The 23007-nt window shown below is 33.5% G+C and carries 19 protein-coding genes; 17 read left to right on the forward strand and 2 right to left on the reverse strand.

Annotated features, from left to right (window positions below; genetic code table 11):
• The first annotated feature begins 50 nt into the window (after positions 1–50).
• The 7 genes from ACX9TM_RS09990 (at position 51) to ACX9TM_RS10020 (ending at position 7424) form a co-directional block, all read left to right on the forward strand.
• Entirely contained in the window at positions 51–1487 is a 1437-nt protein-coding gene (locus ACX9TM_RS09990; protein ID WP_065382191.1) for a flavin monoamine oxidase family protein, read from the forward strand.
• 106 nt (positions 1488–1593) lie between these two features.
• Complete coding sequence (locus ACX9TM_RS09995) at positions 1594–2517, forward strand: CobW family GTP-binding protein (protein WP_001044939.1); 924 nt, start codon at positions 1594–1596, stop codon at positions 2515–2517.
• A gap of 262 nt (positions 2518–2779) precedes the next feature.
• Positions 2780–3997, forward strand: coding sequence for a substrate-binding domain-containing protein (locus tag ACX9TM_RS10000; protein ID WP_065382192.1), 1218 nt, complete (start codon positions 2780–2782; stop codon positions 3995–3997).
• An 89-nt stretch (positions 3998–4086) separates the two neighbouring features.
• Entirely contained in the window at positions 4087–4860 is a 774-nt protein-coding gene (locus ACX9TM_RS10005; protein ID WP_000149338.1) for an ABC transporter ATP-binding protein, read from the forward strand.
• A complete protein-coding gene (locus tag ACX9TM_RS10010) occupies positions 4838–5539 on the forward strand; it encodes an ABC transporter ATP-binding protein (RefSeq protein WP_001196696.1) in 702 nt (233 codons plus the stop codon). Before ACX9TM_RS10005 ends, ACX9TM_RS10010 begins: the two co-directional genes overlap by 23 nt.
• A 21-nt stretch (positions 5540–5560) precedes the next feature.
• Positions 5561–6421 carry a branched-chain amino acid ABC transporter permease gene (locus ACX9TM_RS10015; protein WP_065382193.1) on the forward strand — a complete coding sequence of 287 codons (861 nt, stop codon included), beginning with the start codon at positions 5561–5563 and terminating at the stop codon, positions 6419–6421.
• Between the two features lie 49 nt (positions 6422–6470).
• Positions 6471–7424 (forward strand): branched-chain amino acid ABC transporter permease, encoded by a 954-nt coding sequence (locus ACX9TM_RS10020; RefSeq protein WP_002040965.1) that lies wholly within the window; start codon positions 6471–6473, stop codon positions 7422–7424.
• Between the two features lie 61 nt (positions 7425–7485).
• Here the strand turns inward: ACX9TM_RS10020 and ACX9TM_RS10025 are convergent, their stop codons facing one another.
• The gene (locus tag ACX9TM_RS10025) at positions 7486–8274 is read right to left on the reverse strand and encodes a LysR family transcriptional regulator (RefSeq protein ID WP_000405005.1); all 789 of its coding nucleotides are present in this window, start codon (positions 8272–8274) and stop codon (positions 7486–7488) included.
• Between the two features lie 120 nt (positions 8275–8394).
• Between ACX9TM_RS10025 and ACX9TM_RS10030 the strand changes: the two genes are divergently transcribed.
• The gene (locus ACX9TM_RS10030; protein ID WP_000579891.1) at positions 8395–8943 is read left to right on the forward strand and encodes a DUF4865 family protein; all 549 of its coding nucleotides are present in this window, start codon (positions 8395–8397) and stop codon (positions 8941–8943) included.
• Positions 8944–9031: 88 nt separating this feature from the next.
• On the opposite strand, the gene ACX9TM_RS10035 is transcribed toward ACX9TM_RS10030, so the two are convergent.
• Entirely contained in the window at positions 9032–9775 is a 744-nt protein-coding gene (locus ACX9TM_RS10035) for a hypothetical protein (RefSeq protein ID WP_000548215.1), read from the reverse strand.
• A gap of 304 nt (positions 9776–10079) precedes the next feature.
• On the opposite strand from ACX9TM_RS10035, the gene ACX9TM_RS10040 reads away from it, so the two are divergent.
• The 9 genes from ACX9TM_RS10040 to ACX9TM_RS10080 all read left to right on the forward strand — a co-directional run bounded on the left by ACX9TM_RS10040 (position 10080) and on the right by ACX9TM_RS10080 (position 22996).
• The gene (locus ACX9TM_RS10040; RefSeq protein WP_000473156.1) at positions 10080–10619 is read left to right on the forward strand and encodes a DUF4352 domain-containing protein; all 540 of its coding nucleotides are present in this window, start codon (positions 10080–10082) and stop codon (positions 10617–10619) included.
• 367 nt (positions 10620–10986) lie between these two features.
• The gene (locus ACX9TM_RS10045; RefSeq protein ID WP_001205510.1) at positions 10987–11430 is read left to right on the forward strand and encodes a MarR family winged helix-turn-helix transcriptional regulator; all 444 of its coding nucleotides are present in this window, start codon (positions 10987–10989) and stop codon (positions 11428–11430) included.
• Between the two features lie 119 nt (positions 11431–11549).
• A complete protein-coding gene (locus ACX9TM_RS10050) occupies positions 11550–12605 on the forward strand; it encodes an LLM class flavin-dependent oxidoreductase (protein WP_000417543.1) in 1056 nt (351 codons plus the stop codon).
• Between the two features lie 592 nt (positions 12606–13197).
• Positions 13198–14601 carry a cytochrome ubiquinol oxidase subunit I gene (cydA, locus tag ACX9TM_RS10055; RefSeq protein ID WP_000448870.1) on the forward strand — a complete coding sequence of 468 codons (1404 nt, stop codon included), beginning with the start codon at positions 13198–13200 and terminating at the stop codon, positions 14599–14601.
• Complete coding sequence (gene cydB, locus ACX9TM_RS10060; protein WP_000950085.1) at positions 14588–15604, forward strand: cytochrome d ubiquinol oxidase subunit II; 1017 nt, start codon at positions 14588–14590, stop codon at positions 15602–15604. The genes cydA and cydB overlap by 14 nt, the downstream gene beginning before the upstream one ends.
• Complete coding sequence (gene cydD / locus ACX9TM_RS10065) at positions 15604–17325, forward strand: thiol reductant ABC exporter subunit CydD (RefSeq protein WP_065382151.1); 1722 nt, start codon at positions 15604–15606, stop codon at positions 17323–17325. Before cydB ends, cydD begins: the two co-directional genes overlap by 1 nt.
• Positions 17322–19046, forward strand: a complete 1725-nt coding sequence (gene cydC, locus ACX9TM_RS10070; RefSeq protein ID WP_063536121.1) for a thiol reductant ABC exporter subunit CydC — start codon at positions 17322–17324, stop codon at positions 19044–19046. The genes cydD and cydC overlap by 4 nt, the downstream gene beginning before the upstream one ends.
• 132 nt (positions 19047–19178) lie before the next feature.
• Positions 19179–20312 (forward strand): hypothetical protein, encoded by a 1134-nt coding sequence (locus ACX9TM_RS10075; protein ID WP_065382152.1) that lies wholly within the window; start codon positions 19179–19181, stop codon positions 20310–20312.
• Between the two features lie 122 nt (positions 20313–20434).
• Entirely contained in the window at positions 20435–22996 is a 2562-nt protein-coding gene (locus ACX9TM_RS10080; RefSeq protein ID WP_065382153.1) for a glycosyltransferase, read from the forward strand.
• The last annotated feature ends 11 nt before the right edge of the window (positions 22997–23007 follow it).

The raw sequence follows: 23007 nt of genomic DNA on the forward strand, positions 1-23007 counted from the left end.
CAGTGAACCGAATATAATTCAGTAAAATCCTTTGTAAAAGGGGAAATGGCATGGGGAATCCATTAGCAATGGAAGAAATGCTTCATATTATTCATGCAGGGCTTGTTAAAAAGAATAACCCAAAACGGATTACGATTGCAGGTGCAGGGATTTCTGGATTAGTTGCAGGTTCTTTATTAAAAGAGGCTGGGCACGAAGTAACGATTATAGAAGCAAATAACAGAATAGGTGGCAGAGTGTATACGATTCGGGAACCATTTAGTGTGGGTTTATATTTTAATGCGGGACCGATGAGAATCCCTGACACCCATAAGTTAACCTTAGCGTATATTCATAAATTTAAACTACCTTTAAACCTTTTTATAAATAAAACTTTTGCAGATATCATTTATACGAATAACATTCAAACGAGATTGAATGTGTTTGAAAATGATCCAAGTGTACTTGAATATCCGGTTTTGGATAAAGAAAGAGGAAAAACGGCAGAAGAGCTAATGATTGAAGTATTAGAACCAATACTAAATTACATTAAGAAGGATCCTGATAAAAACTGGCTTATCGTTGAAAAAAAGTATAAAACGTATTCGCTTGGTTCATTTTTAATGGAGTATTATTCAGATGGTGCGATAGATATGATTGGGGTACTTCTTGATATGGAAGCTTATATGGGAATGTCCTTAATTGAAGTATTACGTGAAATGATTTTCTTTACTTCAACAACGAAATATTATGAAATAACTGGTGGAATGGATAAGTTATCGAATGCATTCTTACCACAATTAAGGGAACATATTTTAATGCCGTATAAGGTTGATAAAATTATACAAGAAGATAATAAAGTAATGTTACAAGGAAATCATGAACAAACGTTAGAGCAATTTACAATAACAAGTGATTTTGCTATTATTACAATTCCATTTTCAGCGTTAAGATTTGTAGAAGTTCAGCCATACTATTTATTCTCTTATTTTAAAAAAAGAGCAATTCGTGAATTAAATTATATTGCTGCAACTAAAATTGCAATAGAGTTTAAAAGTAGATTTTGGGAGAAAGCGGGACAGTGTGGCGGTAAATCTATTACTGATTTACCGATACGGTTTACATACTATCCGAGTTATGGCATTCATACTTCAGGACCAGCTATCGTTATAGCAAGTTATACGTGGGCAGATGAGGCGTTAACATGGGATAGTCTCCCGCAAAGAGATCGTATTCGTTACGCATTAAAAAATTTAGCGGAAATATACGGTGACATCGTCTATAGTGAGTTTGTCACTGGAACATCTTTTAGCTGGAGTAAAAATCCGTATTCTTGCGGTGCATTTACAGCTTTCGAACCAGGCCAAGAGCTCGAGTTATTTCCGTATATTACACCACCATCTGGAAAAGTACATTTTGCAGGAGAGCATACGACATTAACACATGGATGGATGCAAGGGGCGATTGAGTCTGGAGTTAGAGTTGCATATGAAGTAAATGAACAGTGAATCTCTTATATTTACAAATGGTCATTCTTTTAATAAAATGATAAATATAAATCGTAATTATTACGCTTTGAATACATTTGAAGTAAAGAAATGGATGGTCGGTTGAATGAATAAAGTGGAGATTCATATATTAGGTGGTTTTTTAGGTAGTGGAAAATCAACATTATTACAAAATTTATTGTTAGCAGAGAAAAAGAAGAATAGAAAAGTTGCAGTATTAATGAATGAAATTGGTGAATACTCAGTAGATACAGATATTATTGGAAAAGAGAATGTTTTAAGAGAACTTCTTAAAGGATGTATTTGTTGTACGTTAAAAGAAGAGCTTGAAATACAATTACATTCGTTATACCAACAAGAAAGACCAGATGTAATTTATATAGAAACGACAGGTGTTGCGCATCCAATTGAAGTGTTAGACGCGTGTGTCTCGCCAATTTTAGCTCCTTTTCTGGAAGTGAAATCAATTGTAGTCGTTTTAGATGCAGTAAGGTGGTTAAATCGAAGTATATTAAGTGCAAATGTACAACAGCTATTGCATGAGCAACTGAAATTTGGTAGTCACATTCTTGTTAATAAAGCAGATTTACTAACAGATGAAGATAAGAATACAGTATTTGAAGAAGTAAAGGCAATAAATGATCATGCGAAAATGTATGAGACAAAGTATTGTAATATATCTTTAAAAGATATAGAAGAAGCAGAATTTCCAAATGATGAGGAACACGAGACACTACATGTCAAACAGCATTTACATATACAAACAATGACATATCAATTTACGAAACCGATTGATCAAGACAAATTATATGAATGGCTTTCGAATTTACCAGATAGTATTTATCGAGTGAAAGGTTTTGTGAAATTCCATGGAGATAAATACCCTCACCTATTCCAATATTCGTTCGGAGTACCAACTTTATTAGAACAAGACTTCGGTTTCCCGACAAACTTAGTAGTAATAGGAGAAGGACTAGATAAGAAACAATTGGCTGAAGGGTTAGAGAAAGTAGAACTTAACTCTAATTAAGGGGAAAAGACTAACTTAAAAATAAGTTAGTCTTTTTGTATGGTCATTACTGAAATGAAACAGTATTTTCAATTGGATTGCAGAATATATATTGATTGTATGTCCGTTTCCATTACATAGGAAGGTGATTATATATTTGTGCCGAATGTAGAGGGTACTACAAGAGTTTTCCATTATCTATCGAATTAGTTAGTCATGATTACGGACAGGGGATTTTGGCGTGTTTGATTCTATCAGAAAGTAAAGCATGGGGAGGATCACAATGTCGATGAAAAAACGTAAGTGGCTAAAAACAATGTTTACTGGTTGTGTTTTAGGTTCGTTATTAATAACGGCAGCTTGTTCAGGAAAGAAAACAAGTACAGAGGATGAAAAAACGATTAAGGTAGGAGTCCTTGCTTCTTTAACAGGACCGCTAGAATCGTATGGAAAACAAACAGTGAACGGATTTGAATTAGGGTTAGATTATGCAACTGGTGGAACTGGGAAAGTAGATGGGAAAAAGATTAAGTTTGTTGTAGAAGATACAGAAACGAAAGCGGATGTAGCAGTTAAAAAAGCTACGAAGTTATTAGAAGAAGAGAAAGTTGATTTTTTAGTTGGATCGTCTAGTTCAAGTGATACGTTAGCGGTTTTACCACTGGCTGCAGAATATGAAAAGATTATGGTTGTAGAACCGGCAGTTGCGGATAGTATTACCGGGAAGAACTGGAATAAATATATTTTTAGAACTGGAAGAAGTTCCTCACAAGATGCGATTGCAGGAGCAGCAGCAATTGCGAAAAAAGATGTAAAGATTGCAACATTTGCCCCAGATAACGCTTTTGGTCGTGAAGGGATTGCTGCATTTAAAGCGGGTGCGAAAAAATTAGGTGCGAACATTGTGAATGAGCAATACGCGGATACAAATTCAACAGATTTTACAGCGAATATTCAAAATATCATTAGTTCAAAACCAGATTATTTATTTATCGTTTGGGCAGGGGCAAATTCACCTTGGAAACAGTTGAAAGATATGAATGTGGAAGCGCAAGGTATTAAAATTTCTACAGGTGCGCCAGATATACCAGCATTAAAAACAATGGATGCATTAGTAGGTATGCAAGGTTTTTCTGTATATTATCACACACTTCCAAAAAATAAAGTGAATGATTGGCTAGTTGAAGAGCATAAAAAACGTTTTAATGGTGCAGTGCCAGATTTGTTTACAGCAGGAGGAATGTCAGCAGCAATTTCTATTGTAGAAGCCTTAAAGAAAACAAAAGGTGATACAGATGTAGATACCTTGATTAAGAAAATGGAAGGAATGGAATTTGATACACCGAAAGGAAAGATGAAGTTTAGAGAGAAGGACCACCAAGCGATGCAGACACTGTATTCTATCACATTGAAAAAGCAAGACGGTGTTGATTATCCGGTGCCAGTGTTAGAGCGAGAATTAACGATGAAAGAAACAGAACCACCAGTTCAAAATAAATAGACTGAATTTTCTGTTGTTTTTGTATAAAGAGGGGGGACTCTCTTTATACATATTTCTTTCATACTCACGGCTTTAAAGGGAGGGATTTCGTGACACATTTGCTAGAGACGAAAAATCTTAGTGTATCTTTTGGTGAACATCAAGTTATTAAAGATGTAAATTTAACTGTCCAAAAAGGAAAGCTCATTTCTATTATTGGGCCAAATGGTGCGGGGAAGACAACGTTATTTAATTTACTAAGTGGACAGATTTCACCCACAACAGGTGAAGTGTATTTTAAAGGGCAAGATATTACAAAACTATCGATTTCAGATCGAACACGCTTAGGAATCGGTCGCTCTTTTCAGCTTACAAACATATTCCCAGAATTAACGGTACTTGAAAATGTCCGTTTAAGTGTTCAATCATTCGTACAAGATTACTATAGTTTTTTCCCGAGTTCAGCAAAATTAAAGCAACAAGTTGGAGAGGCGAGACGTTTCTTAAAAACAGTATTACTTCATGAAAAAGAGAACGTATTAGCGAAAGATTTGGCACATGGAGAGAAAAGGAAGCTAGAACTTGCGATGTTATTAGCTTTAAAAACGGATGTGTTATTACTTGATGAGCCGACGGCAGGTATTTCGGTTGAGGAAGTCCCTGCTATATTACAAGTGATTGAAAATATTAAGAAACATCCAGAGAGCACAATTGTACTTATCGAACACAAAATGGATATGATACTAGGTTTGTCAGATCATCTTATCGTTTTATTTCATGGAGAGTTATTGGCTGAAGGATTGCCAGAAGAAATTATGAAAGATGAGCGTGTACAAAGTGCTTATTTAGGGGGATTATATAGTGGCACTATTACAAGTGAATAATATAGAAACGTATTTAGATCAGTTTCATATTTTGCAAGGAGTATCTCTTGCTGTTGAGAAAGGGACGATTACTGTACTGTTTGGTAGAAATGGGGCAGGGAAAACAACGACATTACGTTCAGTGATGGGGTTTCACCGCATTGCAGATGGTGAAATTTATTATGATAGTGCAAAAGTGAGTGGATTACCTACACATTTAATTTCAAGGAAAGGAATAGGGTATGTACCAGAAAATCAAGGTATTTTTCATGATTTGACAGTAGAAGAAACTTTCGCTCTTGCTAGGGGAAAAGGTGAGGAAGTAGAAGGGAAAATAGAGTGGATGCTGGAACTATTTCCGGATTTAAAGCAGTTTTGGAATAAGAAAAGTGGGCTCTTGAGCGGAGGGCAAAAGCAAATGTTGGCTATTTCAAGAGCGTTTATTAATAGTGATGGATTATTACTTATTGATGAACCGAGCAAAGGGCTATCCCCGATAATGGTGGAGAAATTAATGGTAGCTATTTTGAAGATGAAAGAGAAAACAACAGTTTTACTTGTTGAGCAAAATTTTATGATGGCCAGTCAAATTGGCGATTATTTTTACATTATGGATAACGGACGAATTGTTCATAACGGTTTTATGAATGAATTAAAAAAGGATAAGGAAATGTGTCATAAATATTTAGGAATCTCTTAACATGAATCCGAGGTGAAAAGGATGGATGTGTTAATCAATTTATTTGTAAATGGGATTTCAACAGGGATGCTCATTTTTTTGTTAGCATCAGGTCTTTCACTTATTTTCGGTTTAATGAGCGTTTTAAACTTTGCACACGGTGGTTTATTTGCATGGGGAGCATTTACAGGTGTTTGGTTATTTAATGTGACAGGAAGTTATATATTAGCTTTAGTTGGAGCAGTAGCCATGGGAATGTTCCTAGGATTTATTTTAGAAAGGTTTCTTATTAGGCCGGTATATGGAAATCATGTTCGACAGCTGCTCGTTACGCTTGGAGGAATGCTCGTTCTTAGTGAGTGTATTAAAATATTTTGGGGGCCAAACCCTATGAGTGCAAAATTACCGTTATGGTTACAAGGAAGTTTTACATTCGGAGGTATTATATTAATTAAATATCGTCTATTTGTTATTTTGATTGGGATAATTATTTACATTGCACTACTACTATTACTCAAAAAGACGAAGATAGGTCTTATGATCCGTGCAGGTGTAATGGATAAAGAAATGGTTCAAGCGCTTGGTATTAATGTAAAAGCGATATTTTCTTTCGTCTTTTTATTAGGGGCAGGGATGGCAGCTTTGGGAGGATTCTTATTAGCACCGTATTCGGGCGTTATTTTCGCCGAGATGGGCATGCAGTATGCAATTTTAGCTTTTATAGTAGTAATTATCGGTGGATTAGGAAGCGTTCAAGGTTCAGCTATTGCTTCTTTAATTGTCGGATTAGCTGGTGCTTTTACAGCGTATTTTATACCAGATTTATCACTTGCAATTAATATGTTAATGTTACTATTTTTCTTAATAGTGAAGCCAACTGGACTTGTTGGTGAAAAGGGGTGAAATGGTGAACAACACATCGGACCGAATTAAAGTATACTTCGGAGTATGTATGCTCATTTGTTTAAGTGTATTTCCGTTCGTAAATGATTCACGGAGCCTGTTAATTTTGTTCACTCAAATCTTCATCTTTGCTATTTTTGCAATGAGTTTTGATGTATTACTTGGGTATACAGGAATTGTATCGTTCGGTCATTGTATGTTCTTTGGGATAGGAGCATATGGGGTAGCGCTTTTATTTGATCGACAAGGCGTATCAATAACGAACTTTTTAATTGGAATAGTAGCTGCAATTATCGTTTCAGCAATCGTTAGTTATATAATTGGTTTGCTTTCTTTACGATTGAAAAGTCATTTTTATGCAATGTTAACACTTGCTATTTCACAGTTATTTTTTGTACTTGCTGAAAAATGGCGTGGGCTTACTCACGGAGGAGATGGTTTTACATTTGGTGTACCAGACGTATTCCGTGATCGTTTTACGTTTTATTATGTAACACTTATATGTTTACTTATCATTTTTGTTCTGTTACGTCTTTTCACCAAATCTTCTATTGGAAAAGTATTAAAGGCAATTTCCCAAAATGAGCAACGTGTTGAAGCACTAGGATATAAAGTGCTTCATTATAAAATTATTGCTAGCATTGTTGCAGGAGTAGTAGCTGCGATTAGCGGTGGTTTATTTGTTATCACATTGCGTTTTGTTAATACGACTGTATTTTCAATTGAAATGACATTAAATGCATTATTGATGACGATGATTGGTGGGGTTGGAACGTTAATTGGAGCAATTGCAGGAGCTGGAATTATTGAATCTCTAAAATATTATTTATCAGAACTAGCTACAGAGTATCCGATCTTTGAACGATGGACGATTATTCTTGGTTTATTGTACATTATCGTATTGCTAGTTTTCCCGAAAGGATTAGTTGGCACGGTTAAGGGACTGAAGAATATGAAGCGGAATAAGAAGGAGAAAAGTGCAGAAGTGGAGCAAAATGTGTGAAAAATCAATTGTATAGAATATGAAAATCCCTCTTTTAGATTCATAAAGGAGGGATTTTTTATTAACCGAATAGTTCATCAGGGATTTGTTTGAAAGAGTTTTGATTTGTAAAAAAATGAACAGCTAATTTTTCAACTGGAACATCTTCAATTGGTACCAATTTATCATTTTTAATCGGCAAAAAGGCTATCCCTTTTCCGTCCTGAATAAACTCTTCCATAAGCGAATAAGAATCTAATTGTTGAAGTTGACGCTGAGATAAATTATTTTCTTTTAGAAATTGTATCGTCTTATTTCTAAAAGGGCACTTTTTGTCATTGCTAACGAAGAAGAGTTCCTTTGAATAGTCAATGATACATTTTTCTTGATCTTTTAGTAAGCCTATAGAAATTGAAGTAGTAAATACTTTTTTAAAACCTGCACCAGAATCATCCTCATAAGTGATGACCATATCAACTTTTTGTTGCTGCAGTAATTTTGGCAAATGACTACTATTTTCTACATATATTTGATAATTCATGAAATTTTCTTTAATACGCTTACTTAAATAATTAGTCAAAATCGATTGTGACGTCGCGATTATATAAGAAGACCCACTTGTTTTAATTTTATCTTTCGCTTCTTCTAATAGAGTTAATATTTGATTCGTGTAATCTAATAAAATGTCACCAGAAGGTAATAAGGAAACGCCTTTGTTATCTCTATGTAGTAAGGGTGTTTCTAATTCTTGTTCTAATTTTTTGATTCTTTCAGTTACGTTCGGTTGAACATAACCTAACTCTTTAGCAGCTTTACTAATAGAACCCTCACTGGCTACAGTTTTGAATATAATAAGATCATTTATTTCCATATATCTCAGCCCCTTATGCACTATCATTATAAATGATACCAAACATAATTTATACCTATTTTACGTTAGCTACTTATCGATTTATCATAATGTATATAAGATTGAAAGCGAGTGATAAACATGATTGGAATGCAATATAAGGTCATTTTGCCAAAGGATTATGACATGGAAATTATTAAGAAAAGGGTAAAGGATAATGGTTATAAAACTGATGGTTTCCAAGCACTAAATTTTAAAGCTTATTTAATTACGGAAACGGAGAAAGACGGGAATTTTTATAACTGCTATGCACCTTTATATATTTGGAATGGGCATGAAGGGATGAATAAATTTATCTTTGAAGGGTATTACGATAATATTTTACAATCGTTTGGTTGGCAACAAATACATATAGGTGTTCCATTAGTTGTTAATCTAAGTGATGATTTTAAGAAATGTAAGTATGTTGTTGAATACGTGGGGAGTATTTCTCAAAAGAATTCATTGATTGAAACTCAATTTAACTTTTTTAATAAGAATGTCCAGAATACAGAAAATTGTAAAGGGAATGTAATAGTGTATAACCCAGATAAGTGGGGATATAGTCAGTTTGAATTTTATGAAGTAAAGCCTGAAATTGAAGAGATAGAGGATATTACATTATATGAGGTTTTACACATTTCACAGTAGATGCGGAATTGAAATAGAAATAAATTATTTATAAAAAATCCATTTTGATTCAAGTAATAATGTTCAAAATGGACTTTTCTTAATTATCTTATGTATATTCAAAACAAATTACTGCTTTTCTTAATTCTTTATTAAAGAATAAGTAAATACGATCGGCACCATAAGCTTGAAAATAATATCCTGTAACAAATCCAACATATGTAAAGGGATGTCCATATTCATCTTTTGGTACATATAGAAGATTCGTAAAGTCAAAAATTTCGTCTTCGTTATCGCAGTCTTCTAATAATTCTTCACCTTCTTCTGTCATAAAACGAACATCATCTAGGATACCATTTACCACAGGATAATTTAATCCCCAGCCATTTGTTTGTTTTTCAACAAACTCTTGTTCTAATACTTCTACAGATGTTATTTCTTTTCCTAAGCTAGAATAAGGATAAATTTTTTGATTACGTTGAAAATACTCTTTACGGATTTGATAATCTCTTTTATTACTCTCATAGGCTTGTTCTATTATGTCAGAATTATTTTGTTCGATTTCGAAATAATTCCAATCCGCTTCAAATTTATATTTTCCATTAATGACATCGAATCCTAATGTATCTGCTTTCGTAAAATTTGTGTGAAATGGTTTGGTGAAATCACCCACGCAACCATCATGGATTTCTTTTGCTGACACAATATGTACCCATTCGTCCAATTCCGGTTCAATACATTGTAAGTTTATAGAACAAATGGGTAAAAAGTGCTTTTTATGTTGTTCCAAATCATCATAAAATATGTCTTCATATTCAGGGAATGGTTTTATAAATTGTTTAGAAATATGCATGTTCTGCCCACCTTTACATTAGTGATTTGTTTAATTTTATCATTTTATTTTAATTTTTTCTTATTTAAAAATTTATGATACACATAGTTATGGGAATAAAGAGTTCGTAAGTAAGGTGGATGTCTTATTGTTAAAATTTTATCATATGTCGAACAGTTGAGAGATGAAGCAAAGTAAGACTTCATACTTATACATAGCCTTATTACATTCGACACATAACGACAATATGCTGTTCATTTATCTGTTAGTATAATATATAGTTTTTGAGGATTTTTATCATTTTTACATTGGGGGAAGGGAATTTATGTTTAAAAAAATCGCAACAGTCACTTTAGCAGGGACGTTAGCTTTCAGTTTATCGGCATGTGATGAGAAGAAAGAAGTAGCTAAAACTGTATCAAATAATAAGAAGGAAGAGCAAAGTAGTGCCAAAAAAGAAAATACGAAGAATGAAGATACAAGAGAATATAATGTTGAAAAAACTACTCAAATTAGAAATCAAAAATTAACAGTCCATAAAGTACAAATAGCACAAGTGGCAGAATATGATAAGCTGGAAAAAGGTAATGAGTTTGTTATTGTTCATGTTACAGTAGAGAATATTGGTAATCAAAAAGTTAGAATTAATCCATTAGATTTTTACCTTGAAAGAGGAGATGGAAGTATCGTGGACCATACATTTTCAACTAGTAATAAAAACGTTTTTAAAATTAAAGATGTAGATCCAAACGGTAAGATAACAGGAGCCATAACGTTTGAAGCGAAAAAAGGTGATTCTAATCTTGAATTAATTTATAGACCTGATGTTATGTCTAAAGAGGAAGTAAAGGTAGAACTTAAATGATATATCCTGTAAAAGCCCAATTGGTGTAAACAAGGGTTTTTTATGCAAACTTATACAGGTTTTACATGAAGACGGTATGCTCAAATGAATTTACGCTACGATAAAAGAAAATAATAGATTAGATGGTGTGAATTTCAAACATACGGTTTTGAAAACAAAAAATAAATGCATGATAAGGATTGGCGTTGGAGCTTAATCCTTTTTTTATGAAGATGTAGAGAATGGCAAGTAGAACTAATACTACACGAGTGATGCCTTTAGTTAAGTAAAAGTAAGTTGAGTTATATAAAAAATGTGATTTTCTCTTGCATTACTATCACTTGAGTGGTAAAGTGATAGTAAGATTCACGATAGGAAGTGATCAAACATGCGTGATAATACGATAGGATCATTAATATGGTTACGTTTAATACGATTTACGAACCAAAGTAATCAATTGTCAAATGAGTTTTTAAAACGTTTTGATTTAACGACAGCTCAATTTGATGTGCTTTTGCAAATACGTACGTATCAACCACTAACACAAATGGAGTTAGCTGAAAAGGTAACTGTTACACAAGGTGGCATTTCTCGAATGTTAACTCGTCTTGAAAAAGAAGGATATATTGTACGAAAACAAGATTGGAAAACGAAAACAATTAGTCTTACAGAGCAAGGAGAAGCAGCTTTAGAGAGAGCATTGCCAGAACAACTTGCATTTCAATCTTCGTTTTTTGATGATGTATTAAATGAAGAAGAGCAGAAAATATTATACGAGCTGATGACGAAAGTTCATAAGCATAGCGAAAAAAAAGAATTACCGCAAGAGTAATTTTTTTTACACTATCAATTGACTAATCAAGTGATGGTGTAGGTAATACGGAGATAAACTTGACTTACCAACGTTTTTAGAAAAAAACTAATACTACTTTATTAAAGGGGAGAGTAACTATGGAAAAATACCGTATAGATACAAGAAAAGGAATTGAGTTTGGATTATATTCAATTGGTGATCATGTTTTAAATCCACATAATGGGGACAAAATTACGCCAGAGAAAAGAATTCACGAACTAATTGAAACAGCTAAGTTAGCAGATGAGGCAGGGCTTGATGTGTTTGCTGTCGGCGAAAGTCACCAAACACATTTTACAACGCAAGCTCATACAGTTATTTTAGGTGCGGTCGCGCAAGCTACGAAAAATATAAAAATTGCAAGTTCCGCAACGATATTAAGTACATCTGATCCAGTTCGAGTATATGAGGATTTCGCTACCATTGACTTGATTTCTAATGGACGTGCAGAAATTGTGGCTGGTCGTGGATCTCGTATTGGAGGATATAGTTTACTTGGTTATGACGTGAATGATTATGAAGAATTATTTGAAGAGAAGATGGATCTTTTATTAAAAATTAATAACGAGGAACATGTAACATGGAATGGACAGTTCAGAGCACCGCTCGCACATGCATCGGTTATTCCAAGAGCGAAAAATAATAACTTACCAATTTGGCGTGCAGTTGGAGGTCCACCAGCTAGTGCAATTAAAGCAGGACGTGCAGGTGTGCCAATGATGATAACAACACTTGGTGGTCCAGCAATTAACTTTAAAGTGTCAGTAGATGCTTACCGCGAGGCTGCTCAGCAAAGCGGATTTGATCCAGCTAGTTTACCAGTTGCGACAACGAGTTTATTTTATACGGCAAAAAATTCACAAGATGCACTTAGTGAATATTACCCTCACATTAATGCTGGTATGCTTACACTGCGCGGTGATGGGTATCCGAAACAGCAATTTACAAATGCAATAGATTACCGTGATGCTTTAATGGTTGGTAGCCCACAACAAATCATTGAGAAAATGCTTTACCAATATGAATTGTTTGGCCAACAACGCTTTATGGCACAAATTGATTTTGGCGGTGTACCATTTGATAAAATTGAGAAAAATATTGAATTAATTGCTACTGAAATTTTACCAGCCGTTAGAAAACATACAGCAAAATAAATAAAAAAACTGAGAGTTTAATCGACTCTCAGTTTTTTTATTTGTTCTGGAAAAATGACAAAAAAATGAACTTTTAGTCGAGGAAGAGGGAAGTTGTTTTCTATTTTTGAATAACATTATTTCGAGTTTGAATTTTGAAAATACATTTTTCTCTTGACAAAAAATAAGCATTTATCGTGGGTGCTTTCGAGGACATTTTTCCGAGTAAAAGTCAAGCGTATGAAGAAAAAACGATTGTTTTATAGATATAAAAGTAAGAAGTATATTGAAAAAACACATTTTGCTAATGAGAAAAATCTGATTCAAAAAAATGACAAAAGACATATTTCAGACAAAATGATGTCAATAATACGTCAAAAATAACCTGAATTTACTATGCAGGTATATTATACAATTCGATTAACGAATAAAACACTACAGAAATAGTGAAAAGGTAAAAAATAGCATTACAATAGTTTGAAAAACTGAAACTTCATATTTTTCGACAATACATACAAAATGTTTTTGTCTTTTCGTATTTCTTAATAATTGAGTTTGATAAGATTGCTCAATTAACTTTTATTATAAAAACTATGAAGGAAGTGATTTTAGTATGGAAACGCTCGAATTGGCACGAATACAGTTCGCATCAACAACGATTTTCCATTACTTTTTTGTTCCGCTGTCAATTGGTTTAGCTTTTATTATTGCGATCATGCAAACGTTGTATGTGGTAAAAGGGCAAGAGGTATATAAGAAGATGGCAAAGTTTTGGACGCAATTATTCCTTATTAACTTTGCAGTAGGTGTAGTAACAGGTATTTTACAAGAATTTCAGTTTGGTATGAACTGGTCAACGTATTCACGTTTTGTAGGTGATGTATTTGGTCCCTCGCTTGCAATTGAAGGATTACTGGCATTTTTCATTGAGTCTACATTCCTAGGTTTATGGGTATTCGGTGAGGACAAATTACCGAAGCGAATTCACTTAATGTGTATTTGGCTCCTTTCAATTGGAACGATGTTATCAGCATTCTGGATTTTAACTGCAAGTGCATTTATGCAGTCACCTGTCGGGTATGAAATGGCAGCTGATGGTCGTGCGCAAATGAATGATTTCTTAGCCATTATTCAAAACCCACAACTATGGGTACAATTCCCGCATACAATTACAGCGGCAATTGCAACAGGTGCATTCTTTATTGCTGGTGTAAGTGCATGGAAAATTACAAAAGGACAAGAAACTGTAGTATTTAAAAAATCTTTCCGAATTTCTATCATTGTTGGAACAATTACAACGGCGCTTGTATTATTCTTTGGTCATGCACAAGCGCAACAATTAATTAAGACACATCCAATGAAGATGGCGGCAGCTGAAGCGCTATGGAATACAAGTGAGGATCCAGCACCATTTACAGTATTTTCGAAAATTGATACAGAGAAGAAAGAAAATTCGTTTGAAATTCAAATCCCTTATATGCTAAGTCTATTATCGTATGATAAGTTTAGCGGTCAAGTTGAAGGGATGAATCAAATTCAAAAACAATATGAGGAAAAATATGGACCTGGAGATTATATTCCTCCAGTGCATACAATGTTTTGGAGTTTTAGAGCGATGGTAATGAGTGGAACATTCATGCTTCTTCTAGGAGCTTACGGATGGTTCTTATCAAGAAAAGATCGTTTAGCTGAAAAAACGTGGTATTTAAAATTAATGGTGTATGCAATTTCTCTTCCGTTCATCGGTAATACAGTAGGGTGGATTATGACTGAAATGGGTCGTCAACCTTGGGTAGTATTTGGTGTAATGAAAACAGAAGATGCTGTATCACCAAATGTAACATTCGGTGAAGTATTATTCTCACTTATTTCATTCACATCAATGTATTTAATTATGGGTGGAATTTGTGTGTACTTATTCGTTCGTACCATTAAGGGCCACACGAATAAGAAAACGAAAAAGGATTATCAAAGCCATGATCCATTTGATAAGGAGGAAGAGTATGTTATCTCTTAATGAGTTGTGGTTTTTAGTTATTGCAATCTTGTTTGTTGGATTCTTTGTACTGGAAGGTTTCGATTTTGGTGTAGGAATGGTTTCGAGGTTTTTAGGAAAGAATGATTTTGAAAAACGAGTTTACTTAAATACAATAGGACCGTTCTGGCACGCGAATGAAGTATGGCTTGTTTGTGCTGGTGGAGCCATGTTTGCGGCATTTCCGCACTGGTATGCAACTTTATTTAGTGGTTTTTATATTCCATTTGTATTTATGCTTCTTGCTTTAATTTTAAGAGGTGTTTCCTTTAAATTTCGTGCGAAAATAGATAATCATAAATGGAAGAGTGCATGGGATTGGGGGATGTTTATTGGAAGTATGTTACCTCCTATCCTTTGGGGAGTTGCGATTGCAAACTTTATGGTAGGTGTACCTATTGATGAGAGTAAAAATGTTGTAGGTGGATTCTTGCAATTACTTCATCCATTTGCGTTACTTGGAGGAGTAATGTTTCTCCTACTATGTATTGTCCACGGATTACAATTTCTTACGATACGTACAACTGGTAAATTGAGAGAACGTGCACGAATTGCTGCAATAAAAATTGCACCATTTTCATTACTTACACTTCTTGTTTTTGCTGGTGTGGGGTTATGGAAAACCGACATTTTCACTGCTCATGGAACAGAATGGATTATGGTACCAATCGGAGCTTTTGTAGCACTATTAGTGTCCACTTTATTAAATAAAAGAAGAAGAGATGGTTGGGCTTTCTTTATGACGAGTTTAACGATCATTTTACTAAGTGCGAGTGTATTTATCGGTATGTTCCCACGTGTTATGATTAGCTCTTTAGGAGCAATGAATGATTTGACAATTTACAACGCAGCATCAGGAGCTTATGCATTAAAACTTATGACTTACTTTGCGATTGCTATTTTGCCTTTCGTTATCGGAAGTCAAATATGGAGTTATTATGTATTTAGACAACCTGTTAAGTCAGACAACGATTTGGAGTACTAATGAAAAGAAAAAGAGGACTTCCGTCTTATCCCGGTAGCCGTATTTTATATGTAGCGTTAACGATTATTAGTATTTTAGAAGCTTTTAGTATTATTGCGCAAACAGTCTTTTTAGCACGAGCTATTACGTTTTTATTTCATGGAGAGACAGTACAAACAATATTAAGTGAAGTTGTTTATTTTGGTATCGCGTTTGCAGCGCGTAACATAGTAGTTCGAACATCACAAATATTAGTGGAACGTTTTGCTGAAAAAACAGGGTCGTTACTAAGAAAACAATTGATAGAGGCATATTTCACATTAGGTCCAAGGTATGTTCAAACTGTTGGAACTGGTCATCTGGTTACCTTATCAATTGAGGGGATTGAGAAATTTAAAACATATATTGAATTAACGATTCCTAAAATGATTAGAAGTAGTATCGTTCCAGGTCTAATTGTACTATATGTTTTTACGCTAGATATTGAGTCTGGAATCATTTTAGTTGTAACGATTCCTATCGTGATCATATTTATGATTCTTCTCGGATTAGCAGCGCAAAAAATGGCAGATAGTCAGTATGAGATATATCGTGTACTTTCGAATCATTTTGTAGATACGTTAAAAGGTTTAGAAACATTAAAGTATTTAGGGAAAAGTGAACAGCACGAAGGAAAGATTGAAAAAGTAAGTAAAAGATATAGAAAAGCAACGATGCGTACTTTGCGAGTTGCTTTTCTTTCTTCTTTTGCATTAGATTTCTTTACGAGTTTATCAATTGCGTTTGTGGCAGTTGGATTAGGGATACGTTTAATAGATGGAACGATTATACTATTACCAGCCCTTACAATTTTGATTTTAGCTCCGGAATATTTTCTGCCGATTAAACAAGTGGGAGCAAATTATCATGCGACATTAGATGGACAAATTGCGATGGAGCAAATAGAAGAGATTTTGCAACAACAAAAAGGAATACAAAAGAAAGATTTAAATGAAGATATAGTATGGAATGCCTCTAGTAGCTTGAAATTACAAGATATCAAAGTTAATAATACTGAATCTGAAAAGGCTATATTAGAAGGAATTAATTTTACTTGGGAAGGTAACGGTGCTATTGGTGTTATTGGTGAAAGTGGTGCAGGGAAATCGACGTTAATCGACGTATTAGCAGGTTTTTTATCTCCTTCGAGTGGAAAGATTTTAGTAAATGGTGTAGAAGTTGATGGATCTACTCGTGAAGATTGGCAAAAAAATATTGCTTATATTCCGCAGCAACCTTATATTTTTCCGCTTTCATTAAAGGATAATATTCGTTTTTATGAAACAAATGCAACAGATGAAGAAGTTGAAAGAGTTATTAATGAAGTCGGCCTTCGTTCACTCGTTACATCACTTCCAAATGGGATACACGAAAGAATTGGAGAAGGTGGACGTATGCTAAGTGGCGGACAAGAACAGCGTGTTGCTATGGCGCGTGCGCTTTTAAGTAAAAAACCAATCATTTTATTAGATGAGCCTACGGCACATCTTGATATTGAAACCGAATTTGAAATAAAGCAAGCGATGTTACGTCTATTTAATGGAAAGTTAGTATTTTTAGCAACTCACCGTCTACATTGGATGAAACAAATGGACCATATTCTTATTCTAAATAAAGGGGAAATGAAAGAAAGTGGGACGTATGAAGAACTTTTAGAGAATGAGACATTACATTTTCATAGGGAAGAGAGGGGAGAGAAATGAGTAACTGGGTTAAACCTTATATAAAACAAAATAAAGGTAGAATGACTTTAACTATTTTCCTTGGTCTTCTTGGAGTTAGTTCAGGAGCGATGTTACTTTTTATTTCAGGTTATTTGATCTCAAAATCTGCCCTTAGACCAGAAAATGTAATGGCTGTATATGTTCCTATTGTTGCAACAAGAGCGTTTAGTATAGGGCAAGCTGTATTTCATTATATAGAGCGTCTAGTCGGACATGATGTCGTACTACGTATATTAGAAAAAATGAGAACGAGGCTATATAGAATAGTAGAACCACAGGCGTTATTTTTCCGTTCTCGATTTCAAACGGGTGATATGTTAGGAGTGTTATCCGAAGATATAGAGCATTTGCAAAACCTATATTTACGTACAATATTTCCTAGCATATTAGCGCTAGTTGTTTATAGTATCTTCGTACTTGTTATCGGTGCATTTGATTTTGTTTTTGCACTTATTGTAGGTTGTATGTTAGCTATTATCGTTTTTCTTCTTCCGTTTGTATCATTACTTTTGATGAAGAAACATCATGTTACTTTAAAGCAAGGAAGAAACCGTTTGTATCAACAACTGACAGATGCTGTTTTTGGATTATCTGATTGGCAAGCAAGTGGTCGTAAAGATGAATTTATTAATGAGTATGTAAAACAAAATGATCAGTTGTTAAAAATCGAAAAGAGAGTGAAACGCTGGTATCATATTCGGGACAGTATCATTCAATTAGTAGTAGGTATTGTAGTTATTTCGATGATCATATGGACTGGGAATGAAGCGGCAAGTGAACAAATTGCTCCTACAGTTATCGCAGCTTTCGTATTAATGACTTTATCTGTAACAAACGCGCTTATTCCTATTGCAGATGCCATCGATCGAATACCGTCGTACGTAGAATCTACCCATCGTCTTAATGGCGTAGAAAGTGATAGTGTTTTACATGATGAAACGGATTTGCATGGAGAGAAAGATTATATTGAACCAAAACATGTAGATATTGAACTGATTCACGTATCGTATAGTTATCCAGATAGTAATGAGATTGTATTAAAAGATGTATCATTACAAATAAAAGCAGGGAAGAAAATTGCTATTTTAGGGAGAAGTGGGACAGGGAAATCTACTTTACTAAAATTATTAACAGGGGCGTTAAGCCCAGTAAATGGCCAAGTTGTATTGAATGGTGAACGAGCTCATACGAATCTTTTATCTAAATATATTTCTGTATTAAATCAAAAGCCGCATTTGTTTGATACGACAATTGGAAATAATGTACGAATTGGCAAACCGGAGGCGACGGATGAAGAGATATGGCAAGCTTTAGAGAAAGCACAATTAGCTTCACATGTTACTTCTCTTCCAGACGGATTACAAACAAAAATGCATGAAATGGGAAAGCGGTTTTCTGGTGGGGAAAGACAAAGGGTTGCTTTTGCTAGAACTCTTATGCAAGAAACACCAATTATTGTACTTGATGAACCGACTATCGGTTTAGATCCAAAAACAGAATTGTCTTTAATCGAAACAATGTTTTCTGCAACGGAAGAAAAGACGGTTATTTGGATTACGCACCATCTTGTAGGAATAGAACATGTAGACGAAGTTATATTCCTTGATCGTGGCCAAATTGTCATGCAAGGTAGTCATAAACAACTTCTGAAAGAAAATGAAAAGTATCGTAAACTTTATGAGTTAGATAAAGGAATATGATTTGAATAAGCAATAATTGTAAAAATAGCTACGCCTAATGGTGGAGCTATTTTTTTGTTAGATTGCAGGTGTATATGATTGTTACGAATTAAAAATGAATTTCATATTATACATATAGTGGAGGGGATGTACATGAAGGAGCAATATAAAATCATTGTTTTAAGTGATGAGTTATCAGGGGAGAGGATTCGAAATACGTTAGACAAAAATAAATGTAAAACAATAGTTCATGTTGTAGACGTTTCAGATGTTGTTCGTATAGAAAGTTCTTTTCAATATATAGTCATTTGGAGAGGGGACGCAGAAAAACTTACAAATGACTTGATAAATAGGGGCGTGCAAAGTTCAAAAATTATTAATTTAACAAAATACATGTATGAATGGAAGGATAAATTAATTTCTATCTATCAAATAAATCCGGATCTTATGTCTTTATACATTTCTATGAAAAAAGCAAAGAGTGATCCGACGTATGAATTGTTTGCTACCGGTTTGTCTTATCCACATTGTGGCATAAGTACGGAGCTTCTCTCAAAAAAGTCAATAAAATTAACACTTCCATCGCAAGATCTATACTATGATTATTTAATAGCGTCACAACTTTTATCAAACAATCATTCATTTCAATATTGTTTAATAGGAATAGCCTATTTCTCGTTTTACTTTGATATGTCGTTATCATCTGAATCATATAGAATTCACAAAGTATATTATCCATTGTTTCAAGATGGTCATCATACTGTAGTTCATTCTCCTCTACCCACTGATGGATTCTCACATCTAAATACTCCGAAACCACTTCTTTCTATTTTTAATTTGCATTTTGAATATATTTTATTAGACGAACTAAAAGATGAATCATTGACGCTGCCTTGGATAAATGCTGAATGGAATACAACTTCTCTTCATATTCCTTTTGAAGAACACGGGAAAATAAGAGCAGCTTCACATGCTAAATTGGCGTATCCTCATACTTTAGTTGAAAATAAAATGATTTTTAAGAAATATTTAGAATTACTGTTAAAAAACGATATAAAGCCATTAATTGTTGTGTTCCCTGTTACTTCACATTATTTCAATTGTAGCAGTAAGAAATTAAAAGAAGATTTTTATAAAGTTATAAATGATTTTCAAACTCAATATTCTTTTCAAATTATAGATCTATTTGATTCACCATTATTTTGTGATGATGATTTTTATGATAGCGATCATATGAATAAAAAAGGTGCAAATAAAATGTCCGCGTTATTAAATATGTTTATTTAGGAACGAAAAGTATGATATTTTGTTTCATGTTTGCATAAAAGTATATAGGCTCCATACAGTTAAAGTAATGTGATTTTTGTGTCGCGTATATAAATAATATGCGAAGAGGTGAGAGAGTTAAAATGAGAACTCGTATTGAAAGAAATGAAGAGATGGTAGAGCAACTTCCGTTGGTAAGTGTATTAATTCCTACGTATAATCGTCCTCGTTACTTTGAAAAGGCGTTATGTAGTGTATTAGAACAAACATACCCTAATATAGAAATTATAGTTGGAGATGATAGCACGAATGATGAAACAGAAAAAGTGTTACAAAAATACTTATGTGACCATTCAAATATTATTTATATAAAGAATAAGTCAACTCTCGGACAATTTGAAAATGCGTTAATGTTATTTAATGAAGCGAACGGTGAGTATATAAATTTTTTAATGGATGATGATGTATTTCATGTAAATAAAATTGAAAAAATGATGAAGTATTTTTTCAATGATTTAGATAATGAAATTAAGCTTGTAACATCTCATCGGCAAGTCATTGATGATAAAGGGAAAGAACTGCGACATATTTATTCAACTGTCCGTTTATTTGAGGAAGATACGATTATAGAGGGAACAGAATTAGGAAATAAGGTAATTGTGGATCAAAAAAATTATATCGGAGAACCGACAACAGTTTTATTTCGTAAAAATGATTTACAAGAACCGTTTGGGATTTTTGATAAGAGGCGGTATTTATGTAACGTAGATATAGCTTCATGGTTATCTTTATTAAGTAAAGGAAAAGCAGTATATATAGCAGAGACGCTTAGTTACTTTCGATTACATCCAGATCAACAGTTAAATGAATCTAATAAAATGATGGATGGGTTAGAAGATTTTTCACACAGTATTATAGCAGGAGAACAATATGGTTTCTTATCCACCGAAAAAGAGTTAGACAAAGCGATAACTAATTTTCTAGATTATGCAAGAAGGATAGTTCCATCATCGATATTATATACATTAGACTATTACCAAAAAATTAGAGCGAAGAAAATAAACATAGAAAAGAAAAAACAACATATAAATAATAATTCTTCATTACCGAAAGTAAGTATACTTATTCCTGCATACAATAGACCTTATTACTTGGAATTAGCACTCAACAGCGCTTTGAATCAAACATATGAAAATATTGAAATTATTATTTCTGACGATAGTACAAATAATGAAGTCAATGCTATGATTCAACCGTACTTACGTGAATATGAGTGTATTACATATGTTAAAAATGAAACGCCGTTAGTTGCCGAAAACTTTAATAAGTGTGTAGAACTTGCGAATGGGGACTATATAAACTTTTTATTAGATGATGATTTATTTCATCATGAAAAGATCGAGAGAATGATGAAATACTTTTTGACGTTAGAAAATATTTCATTTGTGACGTCATATCGTGAACTGATTGATGAGAATGGAGAGATATTACCACCTTCAACATTAAATATGAAAATCGCGAAAGAAACTACACTTTTTGAAGGAAAAGAATTAGGAAATTATATGTTAAAAAACTTAAAAAATGTAGTTGGTGAGCCGACAACTGTTTTGTTTAATCGGGATTTGTTTGACGGGAAGTTTGGATATTTTAAAGGAAAGGCTTATTCTGCTATTAATGACATTGCAACTTGGCTAGATATGATGAGGAAAGGAAAAGTAGTTTATATGCAAGAACCTCTTAGTTATTTTAGACAACATAGTGGACAAAATCAAAAACAAATGCATTTTATTTTAATGACAATTGAAGAGTGGATTGAATTAATTATAGATGCATATAATAGTGGATTTTTAAGCTCCGAAAGTGAGTATAAAGAGAGTTTATCTTATTGTTTAGAAAATGCGGGATTTATAGTTAAGGATGCAGTAAGAAATGGCGAACTAGATCAAATTTATAATGAAAAGATAAAAAAAGGGTTAAACAAGTTAGTTGCTCATATGTTTGAGAAAGAATCTTGTTATTGTCAATATTGCAATCAACAATTTGAAAAATTTTCACCTTGGCCAGCGCATTATGATTTTCCGAAATATAAATTTGAGATGTGGAATAAAGATACAGGGATATGTCCAGTTTGCAATTCGATGGATCGTGAAAGATTGTATCGTGCGTACATTGAAACGGAAACGGACTTGTTAAATAGAAACTATACAATGCTTCATATTGCACCTGAAGCGAAGTTAAGAGATTGGTTTAACGAGTATAAAAATATTACGTATGTATGTGGTGACTTAGAACCAAAGGATCCATTAATGAAGGAAATTGATGTTACAAGGATTACATATGATAGTAATACTTTTGATGTAATATTATGTAGCCATGTGTTAGAACACGTTCCTGATGATGACAAAGCAATGCGAGAGTTATATAGAGTGTTAAAGCCAAATGGATGGGGAATTATTCAAGTACCGATCGTAATGAATGTAGATTTTATTATAGAGAATGAATTAATTGTAACACCACAATTGAGGAAATTAGCTTTTGGTCAAGAAGATCATGTGAGAATTTACAATCAATCGGGATTTATTCAACGATTAATGAATGCAGGATTTAAGGTAGAATTATATAACATAGCGGAAAAACAAGGAATGAAAAGTGCTAGGAAATTTGGATTATCTGAAACAGATATGCTCTATATTGTCCGAAAATGATAGGAAGGAAT

This window comes from Bacillus sp. LH1, assembly GCF_057924895.1.